Raw genomic sequence first — 16390 nt, forward strand, 5'->3', positions numbered from 1 at the left:
CACATGGCAGAACGTGCGACCATGGAAGATTTCGAGGCTATGCTGACGGAAAGCCTTGATATGGACACGCCCGATGAGGGCAGCGTCGTCAAAGGCAAGGTCATCGCCATCGAGGCGGGCCAGGCCATCATCGATGTCGGCTACAAGATGGAAGGCCGCGTCGATCTTAAAGAATTTGCAAATCCCGGCGAAGAAGCTGACCTGTCGGTCGGCGACGAAGTCGAGGTTTATCTGGACCGCGTCGAAAACGCCCGCGGTGAAGCCAGCATCTCGCGCGAGAAAGCCCGCCGCGAAGAAGCCTGGGATCGTCTGGAAAAAGCCTATGCTGACGAAGAGCGCGTCGAAGGCGCCATCTTCGGTCGCGTCAAAGGCGGCTTTACCGTTGATCTGGGCGGCGCTGTTGCGTTCCTGCCCGGTAGCCAGGTTGACGTGCGCCCCGTGCGCGACGCCGGCCCGCTGATGGGTCTGAAGCAGCCCTTCCAGATCCTGAAAATGGACCGCCGTCGTGGCAACATCGTTGTCTCGCGCCGCGCCATCCTGGAAGAAAGCCGTGCCGAACAGCGCGCCGAAGTCATCGCAAACCTGACCGAAGGCCAGACCGTCGACGGTGTGGTCAAGAACATCACCGAATACGGTGCGTTCGTCGATCTGGGCGGTGTTGACGGCCTGCTGCACGTCACCGACATGGCATGGCGCCGTGTGAATCATCCTTCGGAAATCCTGTCGATCGGTGAAACCGTCAAGGTTCAGGTCGTCAAGATCAACAAGGACAGCCACCGCATCAGCCTGGGCATGAAGCAGCTGCAAGCCGATCCATGGGATTCGGTGATCGAGCAGTTCCCGCTGAACTCGGTCCATGCTGGCCGCGTGACCAACATCACCGATTACGGTGCCTTCGTCGAACTGGCGCCGGGTGTCGAGGGTCTGGTCCACGTGTCAGAAATGAGCTGGACCAAGAAAAACGTCCATCCGGGCAAGATCGTTTCGACCTCGCAAGAAGTCGACGTCATGGTTCTGGAAATCGACGAAGCCAAGCGCCGTGTTTCGCTGGGTCTGAAACAGACCATGCGCAACCCGTGGGAGGTCTTTGCCGAAACCCATCCGACCGGCACGCAGATCGAAGGAGAGGTCAAGTCGATCACCGAATTCGGCCTGTTCATCGGTCTGGAAGGCGATATCGACGGCATGGTTCACCTGTCCGACATCAGCTGGGACGCACGCGGCGAAGACGCGATCCAGGATTACCGCAAGGGCGATATGGTCCATGCCGTGGTTCAGGACGTTGATATCGAGAAAGAGCGTATCAGCCTGTCGATCAAGGCGCTTGAGAACGACCAGATGGCCGAGGCTGTCGATGGCGTCAAACGCGGCTCGATCGTCACGGTCGAGGTCACCTCGATCGAGGATGGCGGCATCGAGGTGGAATATAACGGCGTCAAGTCGTTCATCCGCCGCAGCGATCTGGCACGCGACCGTCAGGACCAGCGCCCCGAGCGTTTCGGTGTTGGCGACAAGGTCGATGCCCGCGTCACCAATATCGACACCAAGACCCGCCGTCTGGGTCTGTCGATCAAGGCACGCGAGATCGCCGAAGAGAAAGAAGCCGTCGAACAGTATGGCAGCTCGGATTCGGGCGCCTCGTTGGGCGACATCCTGGGCGCCGCGCTGAACAAGAACGACTGATCCGCGCGATCCCTTGAGACTTGGCCCCGTCCCGGCAGATGCCGGGGCGGGGCTTTTCTTTGGAAGGGCCCAGGCTTGGACGGGCCTGGGCTTGAGCGGGCCTGGGCGGGGATTGGCTCAGACGTGGATAGGCGCGCCGGTCGCCGCCTGAACCTCGTCCAGAGCGTTGCCCGGCGTCAGTTCGACCAGCCGAAATCCCTCTGGAGCGATATCCAGCACCGCCAGATCCGTATAGACCCGCGCCACCACGGCAGGCCCGGTCAGCGGATAGGTGCAGCGGCGCAGCAGTTTCGGGCGGCCATCGCGGTCCAGATGATCCATGATGATCAGTATGGTCGGCACCCCCGCGACCAGATCCATCGCACCGCCAACGGCTGGCGGGTGGCGTTGGTCCAGCGTCGCCCAATTGGCCAGATCGCCATTTTCGGCCACCTGAAAAGCACCCAGCACCGCGATATCGATATGCCCGCCGCGCATCATCGCAAAACTGTCGGTCTGTCCGAAATAGGACGCGCCGGGCAGGGCGGTGACAGGCCGTTTGCTGGCGTCGATCAACTCCGGGTCTTCTTGTCCGGCCGCCGGCGCGGGGCCTAGCGCGAGGATACCGTTTTCTGAATGCAGGATCACGTCTCGGCCAGCCGGGATTTGCGCGGCGACGCGGCCGGGCTTGCCGATGCCCAGATTGACATAGGCGCCGTCGGGAATGTCGCGGGCCACGCGCGCGGCCAGTTCGATCTCGTTGCGCCGGTTCATGGCCGGACCTCATAGGGGCAAAGGCGGTCGATGAAGATGCCGGGTGTGACCACGCGTTCGGGGTCCAGCGGGGTCGTGGACAGGTGCCGCACCTCGGCGATGCTGCATCGCGCCGCCATCGCCATCACCGGGTTGAAGTTCCGCGCCGTCGCGTGAAAGGCAAGGTTGCCCCAACGGTCGCCCGTCTCGGCGCGAATCAGCGCGAAATCGGCGGGCAGCGGGGTCTCGAACACATGGCCGCGACCGTCGATCATGCGGGTCTCTTTGTTGTCGGCCAGCATGGTGCCAAAGCCGGTGGGCGTGAAGAACCCGCCCAGCCCGGCGCCGGCGGCGCGCATGCGTTCGGCCAGCGTGCCTTGCGGCATGACCTCCAATTCGATTTCGCCTGCGGCATAACGGCGTTGCAGCCAGACCGATCCCGGCGTGCGCGGATAAGAACAGACCATCTTGCGAACCTGCCCCTGCATCAACAGGCGGGCGATGCCTGCCTCTGCTTCGCCGGCATTGTTCGAGATAATGGTCAGATCGCGCGCGCCTCGGTCGGCCAGCGCGTTCAGCAGGCCAAAGGGAATGCCGGCATTGCCGAACCCTCCCACCATCACCGATGCCCCGTCGGGGATCGCGGCGACGGCTTGCACGGGGTCAGGGACGGTCTTGTCGATCAAGCGCGGTCATCCTTTCGTCGCCACTTGGCGGCACGTCCGGACAGGCTGCATCCGAACGTAAGCCCTTGTAAAGCGGCGGCGCCAGCCAAACTGCCAAGTTCAGCAGTCAGTTCGCCTGCCGGCCCGCCCGGCAATGGTCAGATCGCCCGCGCGAGCATGCTGCCCATTGCGCGGCCCTCGCCGCGGGGATAGCGTCGCGCCAAACCCGAACCCGGAGGTCCGTCTGATGAACAAACCGCAAAGCTGGGAAGCGCGCGCCGACGAATATTCGCTGTATGGCTTTACCGATTTGCCCAGTGTGCATCAGCGCGGTGCCGTGGTGGTGACACATGGCGAGGGCCCCTATGTCTTTGACGTGAATGGAAAACGTTATCTGGATGCGAATTCGGGCCTGTGGAACATGGTCGCGGGCTTTGACCACAAGGGTCTGGCTGATGCGGCCAAGGCGCAATATGACCGGTTTCCCGGCTATCACGCCTTTTTCGGGCGGATGTCGGACCAGACGGTCATGCTGTCGGAAAAGCTGGTCGAGGTCTCGCCGTTCGAGCGCGGCAAGGTCTTTTATACCAATTCGGGCTCCGAGGCGAATGACACCATGGTCAAGATGCTGTGGTTCCTGCACGCATCCGAGGGCAAGCCGCAAAAGCGCAAGGTTCTGACCCGGTTCAACGCCTATCACGGCGTGACGGCAGTGTCGGCATCCATGACCGGCAAACCCTATAACGAGGTGTTCGGCCTGCCGCTGGACGGCTTCATCCACCTGACCTGCCCGCATTACTGGCGCTTTGGCGAAAAGGGCGAGACCGAGGAACAGTTCACGCAGCGCATGGCGCGCGAGTTGGAGGAAACCATCGAGCGCGAAGGGGCCGACACCATCGCGGGTTTCTTTGCCGAGCCGGTGATGGGTGCGGGCGGCGTGATCCCGCCATCCGAGGGCTATTTCCAGGCGATCCTGCCGATCCTGCGCAAACACGACATCCCGATGATCTCGGACGAGGTGATCTGCGGTTTCGGGCGCACCGGGAACACCTGGGGCTGTCAGACCTATGATTTCATGCCCGACGCGATCATCTCGTCCAAGAACCTGACCGCCGGGCTGTTCCCGATGGGTGCGGTGATCCTTGGGCCGGAACTGTCGGATCGTCTGCAGGCGGCCATCGAGAAGATCGAGGAATTCCCGCATGGCTTTACCGCCTCCGGTCACCCGGTTGGTTGCGCCATCGCGCTGAAGGCCATCGACGTGGTGATGAATGAGGGTCTGGCCGAGAATGTCAGACGTCTGGCCCCGCGGCTGGAGACAGGTCTGCGCGCGATCATGGAGCGGTCGAACCATATCGGAGAGTTGCGCGGCGTCGGTTTCATGTGGGCGCTGGAGGCGGTGAAGAACAAGGACACCGGCGAACCCTTTGATGGCTCGCTGTCGGTCAGCGAACGCATTGCCAATACCTGCACCGATCTGGGCCTGATCTGCCGCCCGCTTGGCCAGTCCATCGTGCTCTGCCCGCCCTTTATCCTGAACGAAGGGCAGATGGATGAGATGTTCGACAAGCTGGAACAGGCGCTGAAAAAGGTCTTTGCCGAGGTCGCATGAGCCGCGATCCGGCGCGGGCCATCTACGCCGCCAACAGCGCAGAACTGGCGGCCAGATACGAGGAGATTTCGGTCTCGGGTCACTTCGCGCCGGTGATCGACCTGTTCCCGGCACCGCCGGCCCGGATAGCCGATATCGGCGCGGGCAGCGGCCGCGATGCCAGTTGGTTCGCGGAACTGGGGCATAAGGTCGTGGCGGCCGAACCCGTAGCGGAACTGCGCGCCGAGGCGATGCGCCGCCACCCCGATGCCGATGTCTGTTGGATCGCCGACGGGCTGCCGGATCTGGCCTTGCTGAGCGCGCGGCCCGGCTTTGACCTGCTGACCGTCAGCGCGGTCTGGCATCATGTCCCGCCCGACAACCGTGCCGACGCCATGCGTAATCTGGCAGCGTTGCTCGCGCCGGATGGGTTGCTGGTGATGTCCTTGCGCCACGGTCCCCTCGCGGTCGAACGCGGTGTGTTTCCGCCCGATGCAGGTGGCGCGATCGCGCTGGCCGAGGCGCAGGGCCTGCGATTGCAGAGGTGCGTCAGGGTTGATGCGCAGCAACAAGATAGCCGGCTTGCCGGGATAATCTGGGAATGGCTGGCTTTGTCACAGCAGCCTTGACCTGCAAAGCGGAGGGTGGCTGACTTCGCCATGCAGCCAGTCCTTTGCAAGCGGAGGAACGAATATGACGTCGCCGGTTTCAGACAGCACCCCCTTGGACCCGCAGGACATCGACACGCCACTGACCGGCGCGGCGATCTTTCTGGTCGTCACCGTCGATCCCGTACAGGCGGCGCTTTCCACGGTTATTGATGCGCTGGACGGGCTGGAGGATCTGGTCAAGACCGTGGCCTTTCGCGATCAAGCCGCCACTTTGTCCTGCATCCTGGGCATCAGCCGCCCGGCCTGGGACCGTATGTCCCCCAATCACCGCCCCCGCGACCTGCGCCTGTTCAAGGAACTGAGGGGCGATGTGCATCACGCGCCGTCGACCCCGGGTGATCTGCTGTTTCATATCCGCTGCGCGCGGCAGGATATGTGTTTTGAACTGGAAAAGATGATCCTTGAAACGCTTGGCGATGCGGTGAACGTGGTCGATGAGGTCGTGGGTTTCCGCTATTTCGATGCGCGTGATCTGCTGGGCTTTGTTGATGGGACGGCCAATCCGACAGGCGTCGATCTGCCTCAGGCCACGCTGGTGACGGCAGACGAGGACGCGGATTTCGCGGGCGGCAGCTATGTCGTGGTGCAGAAATACCTGCATGATCTGGCCCGTTGGGAAAGGGTATCCAACCACCAGCAAGAGGCGATCATTGGCCGCACCAAGCTGGCCAATATCGAGCTGCCCGACGACTACGCCCCGCGCAAATCGCACAAGACGCTGAACACGGTCACCGATGCCTCGGGGGAAGAACTGGACATTCTGCGCGACAACATGCCCTTCGGCCGGGCTGGGCAGGGTGAGTTCGGGACCTATTTCATCGGCTATTCGCGCCGGCTTTGGGTGACGGAGAAGATGCTTCAGAACATGTTCATCGGCGATCCGCCCGGCGAATATGATCTGATCCTCGATTTCTCGACGCCGGTGACGGGCGTGACCTTTTTTGCGCCATCACGCCCCGCGCTGGCGCGGCTGGTCGAGACGGCAAATGCGCGCTTGGGCAAAGCCGCCGATTAGCGCTGCATCGTCCAGGGCCGCTGCCCGCCCATATCGGCGGTTGTGCGAAAGCGCGGCGCGCCGTCGGTGAAATCGACGCTTAGCGCGCCGGTTTCACGCAAGGATGTCAGGTCGATCAGGATGCAGCGCGGCTCGGTCCCGGCTGTGTCGCCGACCTTGTCACTGACAACCACGATCATGTTGGCAGTACAGTGCTCTGCGGCTGCCTCTGCCGCGCCTTTGCCGGTCAGATGGGTGATCCCCCAATCGGTGCCTGCAATCGCGGCCTGTCGTTCGCGCCGCTCGCCCGACCAGGCTGCGCGGGCGGCCGATTGTTCCTGCGTCGCGGCATCGCCATCCTCCAGCAGCCAGTTCTTTACCACGAATGACCCGCCTGATGATTTGGATACTGAACGTCCAGCGGGCGTCATCAACCCCACCGCCTCGCCCTCTGGCGCGATCAGCAGGGCGGGACGGCTGGACGTGATCCAGACCGCAAAGCCTGCCAGCACCAACGCGCAGCCAAAGGTGCAGCCCATGATCGACAGGCGCGGGGGGCCGCTTATCGGGTCACGCCGCCATGTCAGGATTGCCAGCACCGAGCCAACCCCAAGGCAAGGCAGAACGATCCCCGGCGGCAGCGCGATGGCGGTCACCGCCCCGTCCAGACCGGCAACAAAGCGGGCCACGGCCAGCATCCAGTTGGTGCCCAAACCCATCACCCACAGTGCCGGTCCCTCCAGCCCCAGAGGTGCCAGCAATGCCGCAATCACGCCTGCGGGCATCACCAGCGTTCCCATGACCGGCACCGCCAGCAGATTGGCCAGCAGTCCGTATTGCGCCATCCGGCTGAAATGCGCGGCGGCGATGGGCGCGGTGGCCATGCCCGCCACGAAGGACGAGACGACCAGCATCAGCACCGGCCGCAGCCACCACGGAATGTGCGGCGCGACGCGCGCCCAGGGACCATAGATCAGGATCAGGGCGATGGTGGCGGCAAAGCTCATCTGAAAGCCCGGCGATGACAGAGCCTCGGGGTTCAGGATCAGGATCAGCGTGGCCGCGATGGCGACGCTGCGCAGCGAGATGGCCCGCCGATCGACCAGAATCGCGGCCAGCATGACCGCCACCATGATAAAGGCGCGCTCGGTCGCGACGCCGCCGCCCGACAGCAGCAGATAGATCGCAGCCCCGGTCATCGCCAGCACGGCGGCGATCTTGTGGGCGGGCCAGCGCGGTCGCAGCCCGCCGGCCTGTGCGCCCACCAGCAGAAGCCGGCCTGACCCGTAGATAAAGCCGGCCAACATGCCCATATGCAGGCCCGAAATCGAGATGATATGATAAAGGTTCGACGCCCGCATGAGTTCATTCGTGGCCTCGGTAATACCGGATCGGTCGCCGGTCATCAGGGCTGCGGCGACCGCACCTGCCTGCCCTCCTATCCGGTCCTGAATGGCCCGTGCGACGCTGCGCTGCGCGCGGTGCATGACCCAGATGCCACCCTGCGGCGGTGCGACGGTCAGGATCGGGTTGCGCGTATACCCGACCGCGCCCAGGCCCTGAAACCAGGAAAAGCCACGAAAATCAAAGCTGCCCGGTGCGGCGGGACCGGGGGGCGGCGACAGGTGGCCCGTCAGCATGACCCGTTGTCCCGGTTCGGGCAGGTCGGTTGCGGCACGGTTCATCAGCGACAGCCTGACCTTGCCGGGGGTGCGCGCAGGCGACAGGTTCTGCAAGACGACCTGATCCAGCGTGATCCGCATCCGGTCGCGTCCAGAGCGGTCGATCTCGACCACCCGACCCTCGACCGCGCCATAATACCGCCACCCCAGCACCGGCGCGTCGACACGCGCAGAGCGCAGACCGCTGACCGCAAACCCGCAGGCCACCAGCAGCACGGCCCAGGCCGACAGGCGCAGCACATCGGCGCTGTGCCAGCCGATGCGGCCGCTTTCGGCCATGAGTTGTGCCTGACGGCCGCAGGTCAGTGCAGCCAAACACAGCAGAACCAGCAGCCCGTAGGCCAGGCCCGCCGGTTGCACCGGCAGCGAAAACCATAGCCCGATCCCGACGGCCAGGCCCACCGGCACCCACGGCATCAGGCCCGCCCGCGCGGCGGCAGCGGGGCGGATCGGGCGGGTGCTGACCCGCTGCGGGCGCAGTTGGCCCTGGCTAAAGCCGGGCAGGGCGTGCCGGGCCGCGACCGTCGGGGCTGTCAATTCTTGTCCTTCCCGTGCGGCTTCTCTATTCCTTCGCCCAAATCCTGCCACGGGCCGCCTTTCCAGAAGGTTAACGGCACCCAGGGCGCTGACCCGATTGCCACCAGAAGGCTGTTCCATGTCCGACACCCAGATCGTCACCCGCTTTGCCCCTTCGCCGACCGGCTACCTGCATGTCGGGGGTGCGCGGACGGCGCTGTTCAACTGGCTTTATGCCCGTGGGAGGGGTGGCCGGTTCCTGCTGCGGATCGAGGATACCGACCGCGCGCGCTCTACCCCCGAGGCGACCGAGGCGTTGCTGAAGGGCTTGCAATGGCTTGGCCTGGACTGGGATGCAGAGCCGGTCAGCCAGTTCGAGGGCCGTGACCGCCACGCCGAGGTTGCGCGCGCGATGTTGGATAACGGTGCCGCCTATCGCTGCTATTCGACGCCTCAGGAGATCGCCGAATGGCGCGAATCGCATCCGCGCCAACCTTTCCCCAGCCCGTGGCGGGATGCTGATGCCGCGGATCGGCCGGCGGATGCGCCTTACGCGATCCGTTTGCGCGCGCCGCGCGAGGGCGAAACCGTGATTGACGATCAGGTGCAGGGCGAGGTGCGCTTTGCCAATGATCAGCTTGATGACATGGTTCTGTTACGTTCGGATGGCACGCCGGTCTATATGCTGGCGGTGGTGGTGGATGATCACGACATGGGCGTTACCCATGTCATCCGTGGTGACGATCACCTGACAAATGCGGCGCGGCAGGTTCAGGTCTTTGATGCAATGGGTTGGCAACGTCCGGTTTTCGCGCATATCCCGCTGATCCACGGCGAAGACGGCAAGAAGCTGTCGAAACGGCACGGCGCGGTTGGCCTGCACGAGTTTGCGGCGCTTGGCTATCCGGCGGTCGCGATGCGGAACTATCTGGCGCGGCTTGGCTGGAGCCATGGCGATGACGAGCTGTTCAGCGATGCGCAGGCGCGCGAATGGTTCGATCTGTCGGGAATCGGGCGTGCACCGGCGCGGCTGGACTTCAAGAAACTGGAACATGTAAGCGGCTGGCATATCGGTCAGATGGATGATGCCGCGCTGTTGGACGAAATTCGTGCGTTTTTGGCAGAGACAAATCAGCCCGATCTGAACGAGGTTCAGACGTCACGTTTGGAACCGGCGCTATCGGTATTGAAAGAAAAAGCAAAAACCCTGCCGGCCCTGCTGGATCAGGGGCGCTTTGCACTGATCGACCGGCCTGTCGATATCGAGGATAAGGCAGCAAAGGCGCTGGATACGGTATCCCGTGGTATGCTGAAATCATTGACTGCCGCACTGCAGCATGCTAGCTGGTCGCGAGACGATCTTGAGGAAGCCGCCAAGACCGTAGCCGAGGAAAACGGTGTCGGCCTGCGCAAGGTCGCAGCGCCGGTTCGGGCGGCTCTGGCCGGTCGGAGTTCGACCCCGAGTGTGTTCGATATGATGTTGGCGCTTGGCCGCGACGAAACGCTGGCCCGGCTTAACGATCAGTTGGTTCAGGCAGGCTGAGATCTGTGTCCTAACCCGGTGCGCCGTTCTGTTCAGGGCGCCCGCATAGTCGAAAGAGGGAGTACCGTATGGCCGATACCAAATCCGCAACCTTGACGCTGGACGGCAAGTCCGTTGACCTGCCGATCCTGAAGCCGACAATCGGCCCCGAAGTGGTCGATATCCGCAAGCTTTATGGTCAGGCGGATGTTTTCACCTATGACCCCGGTTTCACGTCGACCGCCAGCTGCGATTCGACCATCACCTTCATCGATGGCGACAAGGGCGAACTGTGGTATCGCGGCTACCCGATCGAGCAGCTTGCCAAGAATTCGCACTATCTGGAAGTGTGCTACCTGCTGCTTTACGGGGAATTGCCGGATGAGGGCCAACTCGAGGATTTCGAGAACCGCGTGACCCATCACACGATGGTCCACGAGCAGATGAACAATTTCTTCCGTGGTTTCCGCCGGGACGCGCATCCGATGGCAACGATGGTCGGCGTTGTGGGCGCGATGTCAGCCTTTTATCATGACAGCACCGACATCGCCGATCCCTGGCAGCGCGAAGTCGCAGCAATCCGGCTGATCGCCAAACTGCCGACGATTGCCGCGATGGCCTATAAATACTCGATCGGCCAGCCCTTCGTTTATCCGCAGAACGATCTGGATTACGCGTCGAATTTCCTGAACATGTGCTTCTCGGTTCCGGCGACGAAATATACCCCCGATCCGGCCCTGGCGCGCGCCATGGACCGCATCTTCACGCTGCATGCCGATCACGAACAGAACGCATCGACCTCGACCGTACGTTTGGCCGGGTCGTCGGGTGCCAACCCGTTTGCCTGTATCGCGGCGGGTATCGCTTGTCTCTGGGGTCCGGCACATGGTGGCGCCAACCAGGCGGCGCTGGAGATGCTGCAACAGATCGGCAGCGTCGACCGCATTCCGGAATACATCAAGCGGGCCAAGGACAAGGATGATCCCTTCCGCCTGATGGGCTTTGGCCACCGGGTCTACAAGAACTTTGACCCGCGCGCGAAGGTGATGAAGGAATCGGCTGACGAGGTTCTGGACCTGCTGGGCATCGAGAATAACGAGACCCTGAAAGTCGCCAAGGAACTGGAAAAGATCGCGCTCGAGGACGATTACTTCGTTTCGAAAAAGCTGTATCCGAACGTCGATTTCTATTCCGGCATCATCCTGTCGGCCATGGGCTTCCCGACCTCGATGTTCACGCCGATCTTTGCGCTGTCGCGCACGGTGGGCTGGATCGCCCAGTGGAAGGAAATGATCGCCGATCCGCAAAACAAGATTGGCCGTCCGCGCCAGCTTTATGTGGGCAGCGGCAAGCGGGACTATATCACGGTCAGTGATCGCTGAACTTGATGAAAAGGCCCCCTCGGGGGCCTTTTTGCTATGCGGCCGCAAAGACCGCTGACGCCTGCGATTCTCGTTGAAATGCTGATCAAAGCACAGCATATTGGGGCCAACGAGCAGATGAAGCATAAACATGGTAAAAACCGGGATGCGGATAAGATTGGTCACTTCGGTGGCATTGGTGGCGGTGCTTTTGACCGCTTGCGGGGGCGATTCCAGTAGCGGTCGGCGCAGTTCCAAAAGCGACCTGAACTGCATGGAGCGCGCGATCTTTTTCGAAGCGAACAGATCCAGCCGCACCGGCATGATCGCGGTCGGCAACGTGGTGATGAACCGCGTGGCCTCGGATGATTTCCCAAATACGGTCTGCGGCGTGGTGGGGCAAAAGAACCAGTTCGCCCCCGGAGTGATGACGCGTCAGATGAACTCCAAGGCGCTGCCCGATGTCCAAGAGGCTGCGGTCGCCGTGCTACGTGGCGAGCGGGCCCCGGGGGTCGGAAATGCCCGGTTCTTCCACACCTATGGCTACCGCTTTTCCTATGACAACATGCATTACGTGCTGACCGCGGGCGGAAATTCGTTCTACGAGAAACGGAAAAGCCGTCTGGTAACGCAACGCGTACCGCTGCGGCCGGTGGACGGCATCGGTCGGTAAGCCTGCGCCGTTTGCCGCGCGCGGGGGCTTCACAGCCGCGCGCGAGGGTGGGCTAAAGCTGGATCAAGGGTCGACGGACGAGCGACTCCGCCCTCACCCGCCCAGCTTTTGTGCCACCAACTGCTGCACCGCTGCGGGGTTGGCCTTGCCGCCGGTGGCTTTCAGAACCTGACCCACGAACCAGCCTGCAAGCTTCGGGTTCTGCTTGGCCTTTTCGACCTGCTCAGGGTTTTCCGCGATGATCTTGTCGACGGCGGCTTCGATGGCGCCGAGGTCGGTGACCTGTTTCATGCCGCGGGTCTCGACGATTTCCGCCGGATCGCCGCCTTCGGACCACAGGATCTCGAACACGTCCTTGGCAATCTTGCCCGAGATGTCGCCCTTGGCGATCAGGTCGATCATGCCGCCCAGCTGTGCGGCTGCGATGGGCGAGGTCTCGACCGTCAGGTCCTCTTTGTTCAGGCGACCGAAAAGTTCATTGATGACCCAGTTCGCGGCCATCTTGCCGTCGCGGCCTTGCGCCACGGCCTCGAAATAATTGGCGTTCTCGACATCGGCGGTCAGCACGCCTGCGTCATATTCCGACAGGCCCATATCCTTCACGAACCGCGCCTTTTTCTCATCGGGCAGCTCGGGCATGGCGCCAGCGATGTCATCGACCCAAGCTTGGTCGATTTCCAGCGGCAGCAGGTCGGGATCTGGGAAATAGCGGTAGTCATGCGCCTCTTCCTTGGACCGCATCGACCGCGTTTCGCCCTTGTCTGGATCGTACAGCCGGGTTTCCTGCGTGATGGTGCCGCCGTCTTCGATAATGGCGATCTGGCGGCGAGCCTCGACGTCGATGGCATGCTGGATAAAGCGCAACGAGTTCATGTTCTTGATTTCGCAGCGCGTGCCCAGATGGCCGAAATCGCCGGTTTCCATGAACTTCTCATAGTCGCCCGGCTTGCAGACGCTGACATTCACGTCGGCGCGCAGGTTGCCGTTCTGCATATTGCCGTCGCAGGTGCCCAGATAGCGCATGATCTGGCGGATTTTCGACACATAGGCGGCGGCCTCTTCGGGGCCGCGAATATCGGGGCGGCTGACGATCTCCATCAGCGCGACGCCGGTGCGGTTCAGATCGACGAAGGACATGTTGGGGTCCATGTCGTGGACGGATTTGCCGGCATCCTGTTCCAGGTGGATCCGCTCGATCCGCACGCGCCGCGCGACGCCCGGTCCCATGTCGACGATCACTTCGCCCTCACCGACGATGGGGTGGTAAAGCTGGCTGATCTGATAGCCCTGCGGCAGATCGGGGTAGAAGTAGTTCTTGCGATCAAACGCGCTGAAAAGATTGATCTGTGCTTTCAGGCCCAGGCCGGTTTTGACCGCCTGCGCCACGCAGAATTCGTTGATCACGGGCAACATGCCGGGCATCGCCGCATCGACAAAGGCCACATGGCTGTTCGGCTCTGCGCCAAAGCCGGTCGAGGCGCCGGAAAACAGCTTGGCGTTGCTGGCGACTTGCGCGTGCACCTCTAGCCCGATGACCAGTTCCCAATCCTGCTTGGCACCGGAAATCACCTTGGGTTCGGGGGCGGTAAAGGACAGGTGGTCGAGCATGGGTTCAGGCCTCGCTAAGCTTTGGCCGGGTTTTACGGCAGCGCCGGGGGCGCGGCAAGGGTCGGGTGGCGGTTCGTCCGGCTGGATGGGTCGTCGGTTAGCCTGGCGCAACCGGGGGTCTGAACGCGGCACTTGCCCGGCTGCGCGGTATCCGGACCCTTGCCGTCGCCCATAGGCCGATTATTGCCGAGCCAACTTAATGACAAAGCCTTTACCGATTAATCCGTATGCACATCGGGAAATATCGAATAGCGACGGGTGAAAGCCAACTACCAAAAAGCGCTCGAATGCGGATTTCACTCAAGATTGCCGTCGTTTCCATGCTGGCCCTTGCGGCCGCGGGTTGTGAAAATACCACTCAGACTCAACAAGGCGATACGGCCCGGCCGCCTGCCGCGCCCCAGATCGAGCAGCCGGCGGTTGCCGCCTTTGCCTCGGCGCCTCAGGTGAACATGCGGTGGGATGCCAATGGCGGATCGGATGCCTGGACGCAGGCGACGCTGGCGGCGCTGGATCGGCACGGGGTGCAGATCATGGATCGCGTACCTTCGGATATCAGCGCCTATTGTCCCGGCTATGCCGAGCGCGGACCTTCGGGGCGGCGGGCGTTCTGGGCCGGGCTGCTGTCGGCGCTGGCCAAGCACGAAAGCACCTATAACCCGCAGGCCAAGGGTGGCGGCGGCAAATGGCTGGGTCTGATGCAGATCTCGCCTGCGACATGGAAGGGCTATGGCTGCTCGGGCGGGATGCTGAACGGGGCGGACAACATGGCCTGCGCCGTCAAGATCATGTCCAGGCAGGTGTCGCGCGACAATGCCGTCGCGCGGGCCGGCGGCAACTGGCGCGGTGTGGCGCGAGACTGGGCGCCGATGCGCAGTTCCGCCAAGCGCGCCGATATTGCCGCCTGGACCAGCCAGCAAAGCTACTGCCAGTCGCCGGCCTGATGGCTGGCCTGACGGTTTACGACAAGATCATCAGTGACCGGGGCTCTCGCTATGCGGTCAGCGGCGGGCCTGTCCGCGACCGCGATGGGGTCGATGCACTGCTGGCGCAGTTGAAGCGATCCAAGCGGTTTCAGAAAGCCACGCATAACAGTTGGGCCGCGATCCTGTCGGGCGAGCCGGTCAAGGATGACGATGGCGAAAGCGGCGCTGGCCAGTTGATGCTGCAAATGCTGCAGCGCGCAGGCGTGGACGATCACGTCGTGATTGTCACGCGCTGGTATGGCGGCAAGCATCTGGGCGGCGATCGTTTCCGCCATGTCGCCGATGCCGTGCGGCATTATCTGGATCGGTTGGACGCGACTTAGCCCTGACCGATGCGCCGAATGCTGGGGAAAAACCTGCTGGCCTATGCCTCATGCGTCAGTAAGATGCGGACGGTATACCAATGAGGATCTCTATGGATTTCGTGACGCGGGTGGCCACCATGATCGGTGGCGTGATGGTGAAAATGCGTCGGGGTTCGGCGCCCAAGGTGCAAGCCATGGGCGATGCGCCCGATATCCCCGAAGCGAAGAAACAGGGCGTCATGACGCTGAAAATGCCCACAGCCAAGGGCTGGGATGATGGTCACATGCCGCAGGCCGCGCCGGGGTTGCAGGTCAATGCCTTTGCCAGCGGGCTGGATCACCCGCGCTGGATCGAGGTGCTGCCCAATGGCGATGTGCTGGTGGCCGAGGCGCTGCAGATCGAACGCCCGCCCAGAGGCTTGTTTGACCGCGCGATGGTCGGCACGATGAAGCGCGCCAATGCGATGGGCCAAAGCGCCAATCGCATCTCTTTGTGGCGCGATCCTGATGGCGATGGCACCGCCGAAGAACGCCATGATTTTCTGACCGATCTGAACCAGCCCTTCGGCATGGCTCTGGTCGATGGCACGTTCTATGTCGGCAATACCGACGGTATCGTTGCCTATCCCTATACCGATGGGGACGACCGGATCAGCGGCGAGGGCCGCAAACTGGTCGATTTCAAGCCGGGCGGTCACTGGACCCGCAGCCTGATCGTCAGCCCCGATCGCAGCAAGATCTATGCCGGTGTCGGTTCGCAGACGAATATCGGCGATCAGGGGCTTGCCGCCGAGGAAGGGCGCGCCTCGATCTGGGAACTGGATCTGGCAACCGGCGACGCGCGAGAATTCGCAACCGGCTTGCGCAACCCGGTCGGGCTGGCGTGGGAGCCAGTCGATGGCAAGCTATGGACGGTGGTGAACGAACGCGACGGGCTGGGCGATGAGACGCCGCCTGACTATCTGACATCGGTTCAGGATGGCGGGTTCTATGGTTGGCCCTACAGCTATTGGGGCAAAATCGTCGATGATCGGGTGCAGCAGGACGCTGATCTGGTCGCCCGCGCGATCCAGCCCGACTATGCGCTTGGCGGGCATACCGCCTCGCTTGGTCTGTGCTGGATGCCAGAAGGCACGCTGCCCGGATTTGGCGATGGGATGGTCATTGGTCAGCACGGGTCGTGGAACCGTTCGACCCTGTCGGGATACCGGCTGATCTTTGTGCCCTTTGCGGATGGCAAGCCCTCGGGTGCGCCGCACGATATTCTGTCGGGCTTTCTGTCCCCTGATGAACAGTTTTCCTATGGTCGCCCGGTTGGTGTCGTGATTGGTCCGGACGGCCACTCGCTGCTGATGGCGGATGACGTGGGCAATATCATCTGGCGGGTGACCGGCGCGTGAG

14 protein-coding genes are annotated in these 16390 nt (G+C 62.7%); 10 read left to right on the forward strand and 4 right to left on the reverse strand.

Annotated elements, in window-relative coordinates:
- The first annotated feature begins 3 nt into the window (after positions 1 to 3).
- Positions 4 to 1683, forward strand: a complete 1680-nt coding sequence (gene rpsA / locus CUV01_RS11640; RefSeq protein WP_101460621.1) for a 30S ribosomal protein S1 — start codon at positions 4 to 6, stop codon at positions 1681 to 1683.
- 117 nt (positions 1684 to 1800) lie between these two features.
- Here rpsA and CUV01_RS11645 read toward each other — a convergent pair whose 3' ends face one another.
- Both CUV01_RS11645 and CUV01_RS11650 read right to left on the reverse strand, forming a co-directional pair.
- On the reverse strand, positions 1801 to 2436 hold the full coding sequence (locus CUV01_RS11645; protein ID WP_101460622.1) for a 3-oxoacid CoA-transferase subunit B: 636 nt from the start codon (positions 2434 to 2436) through the stop codon (positions 1801 to 1803).
- Positions 2433 to 3101, reverse strand: a complete 669-nt coding sequence (locus tag CUV01_RS11650; RefSeq protein ID WP_101460623.1) for a 3-oxoacid CoA-transferase subunit A — start codon at positions 3099 to 3101, stop codon at positions 2433 to 2435. The genes CUV01_RS11645 and CUV01_RS11650 overlap by 4 nt, the downstream gene beginning before the upstream one ends.
- A 226-nt stretch (positions 3102 to 3327) precedes the next feature.
- On the opposite strand from CUV01_RS11650, the gene CUV01_RS11655 reads away from it, so the two are divergent.
- The 3 genes from CUV01_RS11655 to CUV01_RS11665 all read left to right on the forward strand — a co-directional run bounded on the left by CUV01_RS11655 (position 3328) and on the right by CUV01_RS11665 (position 6357).
- Positions 3328 to 4692 carry an aminotransferase gene (locus CUV01_RS11655; RefSeq protein ID WP_101460624.1) on the forward strand — a complete coding sequence of 455 codons (1365 nt, stop codon included), beginning with the start codon at positions 3328 to 3330 and terminating at the stop codon, positions 4690 to 4692.
- Entirely contained in the window at positions 4689 to 5300 is a 612-nt protein-coding gene (locus CUV01_RS11660; protein ID WP_101460625.1) for a class I SAM-dependent methyltransferase, read from the forward strand. Before CUV01_RS11655 ends, CUV01_RS11660 begins: the two co-directional genes overlap by 4 nt.
- A gap of 64 nt (positions 5301 to 5364) precedes the next feature.
- The gene (locus tag CUV01_RS11665; RefSeq protein ID WP_101460626.1) at positions 5365 to 6357 is read left to right on the forward strand and encodes a Dyp-type peroxidase; all 993 of its coding nucleotides are present in this window, start codon (positions 5365 to 5367) and stop codon (positions 6355 to 6357) included.
- On the opposite strand, the gene CUV01_RS11670 is transcribed toward CUV01_RS11665, so the two are convergent.
- Positions 6354 to 8555, reverse strand: a complete 2202-nt coding sequence (locus CUV01_RS11670; RefSeq protein WP_232962202.1) for a ComEC/Rec2 family competence protein — start codon at positions 8553 to 8555, stop codon at positions 6354 to 6356. The genes CUV01_RS11665 and CUV01_RS11670 overlap by 4 nt on opposite strands.
- Before the next feature lie 118 nt (positions 8556 to 8673).
- Here CUV01_RS11670 and gltX point away from each other — a divergent pair, with 118 nt between their 5' ends.
- The 3 genes from gltX (at position 8674) to CUV01_RS11685 (ending at position 12090) form a co-directional block, all read left to right on the forward strand.
- The gene (gene gltX / locus CUV01_RS11675) at positions 8674 to 10077 is read left to right on the forward strand and encodes a glutamate--tRNA ligase (RefSeq protein ID WP_101460627.1); all 1404 of its coding nucleotides are present in this window, start codon (positions 8674 to 8676) and stop codon (positions 10075 to 10077) included.
- A gap of 68 nt (positions 10078 to 10145) precedes the next feature.
- Positions 10146 to 11438, forward strand: coding sequence for a citrate synthase (gltA, locus tag CUV01_RS11680; protein WP_101460628.1), 1293 nt, complete (start codon positions 10146 to 10148; stop codon positions 11436 to 11438).
- Positions 11439 to 11568: 130 nt separating this feature from the next.
- On the forward strand, positions 11569 to 12090 hold the full coding sequence (locus tag CUV01_RS11685) for a cell wall hydrolase (RefSeq protein WP_101460629.1): 522 nt from the start codon (positions 11569 to 11571) through the stop codon (positions 12088 to 12090).
- A gap of 93 nt (positions 12091 to 12183) precedes the next feature.
- Here CUV01_RS11685 and gatB read toward each other — a convergent pair whose 3' ends face one another.
- Positions 12184 to 13698 (reverse strand): Asp-tRNA(Asn)/Glu-tRNA(Gln) amidotransferase subunit GatB, encoded by a 1515-nt coding sequence (gatB, locus tag CUV01_RS11690; RefSeq protein WP_101460630.1) that lies wholly within the window; start codon positions 13696 to 13698, stop codon positions 12184 to 12186.
- 287 nt (positions 13699 to 13985) lie between these two features.
- Here gatB and CUV01_RS11695 point away from each other — a divergent pair, with 287 nt between their 5' ends.
- The 3 genes from CUV01_RS11695 to CUV01_RS11705 all read left to right on the forward strand — a co-directional run bounded on the left by CUV01_RS11695 (position 13986) and on the right by CUV01_RS11705 (position 16389).
- On the forward strand, positions 13986 to 14642 hold the full coding sequence (locus CUV01_RS11695; RefSeq protein WP_157994840.1) for a transglycosylase SLT domain-containing protein: 657 nt from the start codon (positions 13986 to 13988) through the stop codon (positions 14640 to 14642).
- Entirely contained in the window at positions 14642 to 15007 is a 366-nt protein-coding gene (locus CUV01_RS11700; RefSeq protein WP_101460632.1) for a YigZ family protein, read from the forward strand. Before CUV01_RS11695 ends, CUV01_RS11700 begins: the two co-directional genes overlap by 1 nt.
- A 92-nt stretch (positions 15008 to 15099) precedes the next feature.
- Positions 15100 to 16389, forward strand: a complete 1290-nt coding sequence (locus tag CUV01_RS11705; protein WP_101460633.1) for a PQQ-dependent sugar dehydrogenase — start codon at positions 15100 to 15102, stop codon at positions 16387 to 16389.
- Position 16390 lies beyond the last annotated feature (1 nt).

Source organism: Paracoccus tegillarcae, assembly GCF_002847305.1.
Taxonomy (GTDB): domain Bacteria; phylum Pseudomonadota; class Alphaproteobacteria; order Rhodobacterales; family Rhodobacteraceae; genus Paracoccus; species Paracoccus tegillarcae.

Coding starts and splice junctions, on each gene's coding strand:
- rpsA (WP_101460621.1), top strand. CDS start 4: ATGGCAGAACGTGCGACCATGGAAGATTTCGAGGCTATGCTGACGGAA.
- CUV01_RS11645 (WP_101460622.1), bottom strand. CDS start 2,436: ATGAACCGGCGCAACGAGATCGAACTGGCCGCGCGCGTGGCCCGCGAC.
- CUV01_RS11655 (WP_101460624.1), top strand. CDS start 3,328: ATGAACAAACCGCAAAGCTGGGAAGCGCGCGCCGACGAATATTCGCTG.
- CUV01_RS11660 (WP_101460625.1), top strand. CDS start 4,689: ATGAGCCGCGATCCGGCGCGGGCCATCTACGCCGCCAACAGCGCAGAA.
- CUV01_RS11665 (WP_101460626.1), top strand. CDS start 5,365: ATGACGTCGCCGGTTTCAGACAGCACCCCCTTGGACCCGCAGGACATC.
- gltX (WP_101460627.1), top strand. CDS start 8,674: ATGTCCGACACCCAGATCGTCACCCGCTTTGCCCCTTCGCCGACCGGC.
- gltA (WP_101460628.1), top strand. CDS start 10,146: ATGGCCGATACCAAATCCGCAACCTTGACGCTGGACGGCAAGTCCGTT.
- CUV01_RS11685 (WP_101460629.1), top strand. CDS start 11,569: ATGGTAAAAACCGGGATGCGGATAAGATTGGTCACTTCGGTGGCATTG.
- gatB (WP_101460630.1), bottom strand. CDS start 13,698: ATGCTCGACCACCTGTCCTTTACCGCCCCCGAACCCAAGGTGATTTCC.
- CUV01_RS11695 (WP_157994840.1), top strand. CDS start 13,986: ATGCGGATTTCACTCAAGATTGCCGTCGTTTCCATGCTGGCCCTTGCG.
- CUV01_RS11700 (WP_101460632.1), top strand. CDS start 14,642: ATGGCTGGCCTGACGGTTTACGACAAGATCATCAGTGACCGGGGCTCT.
- CUV01_RS11705 (WP_101460633.1), top strand. CDS start 15,100: ATGGATTTCGTGACGCGGGTGGCCACCATGATCGGTGGCGTGATGGTG.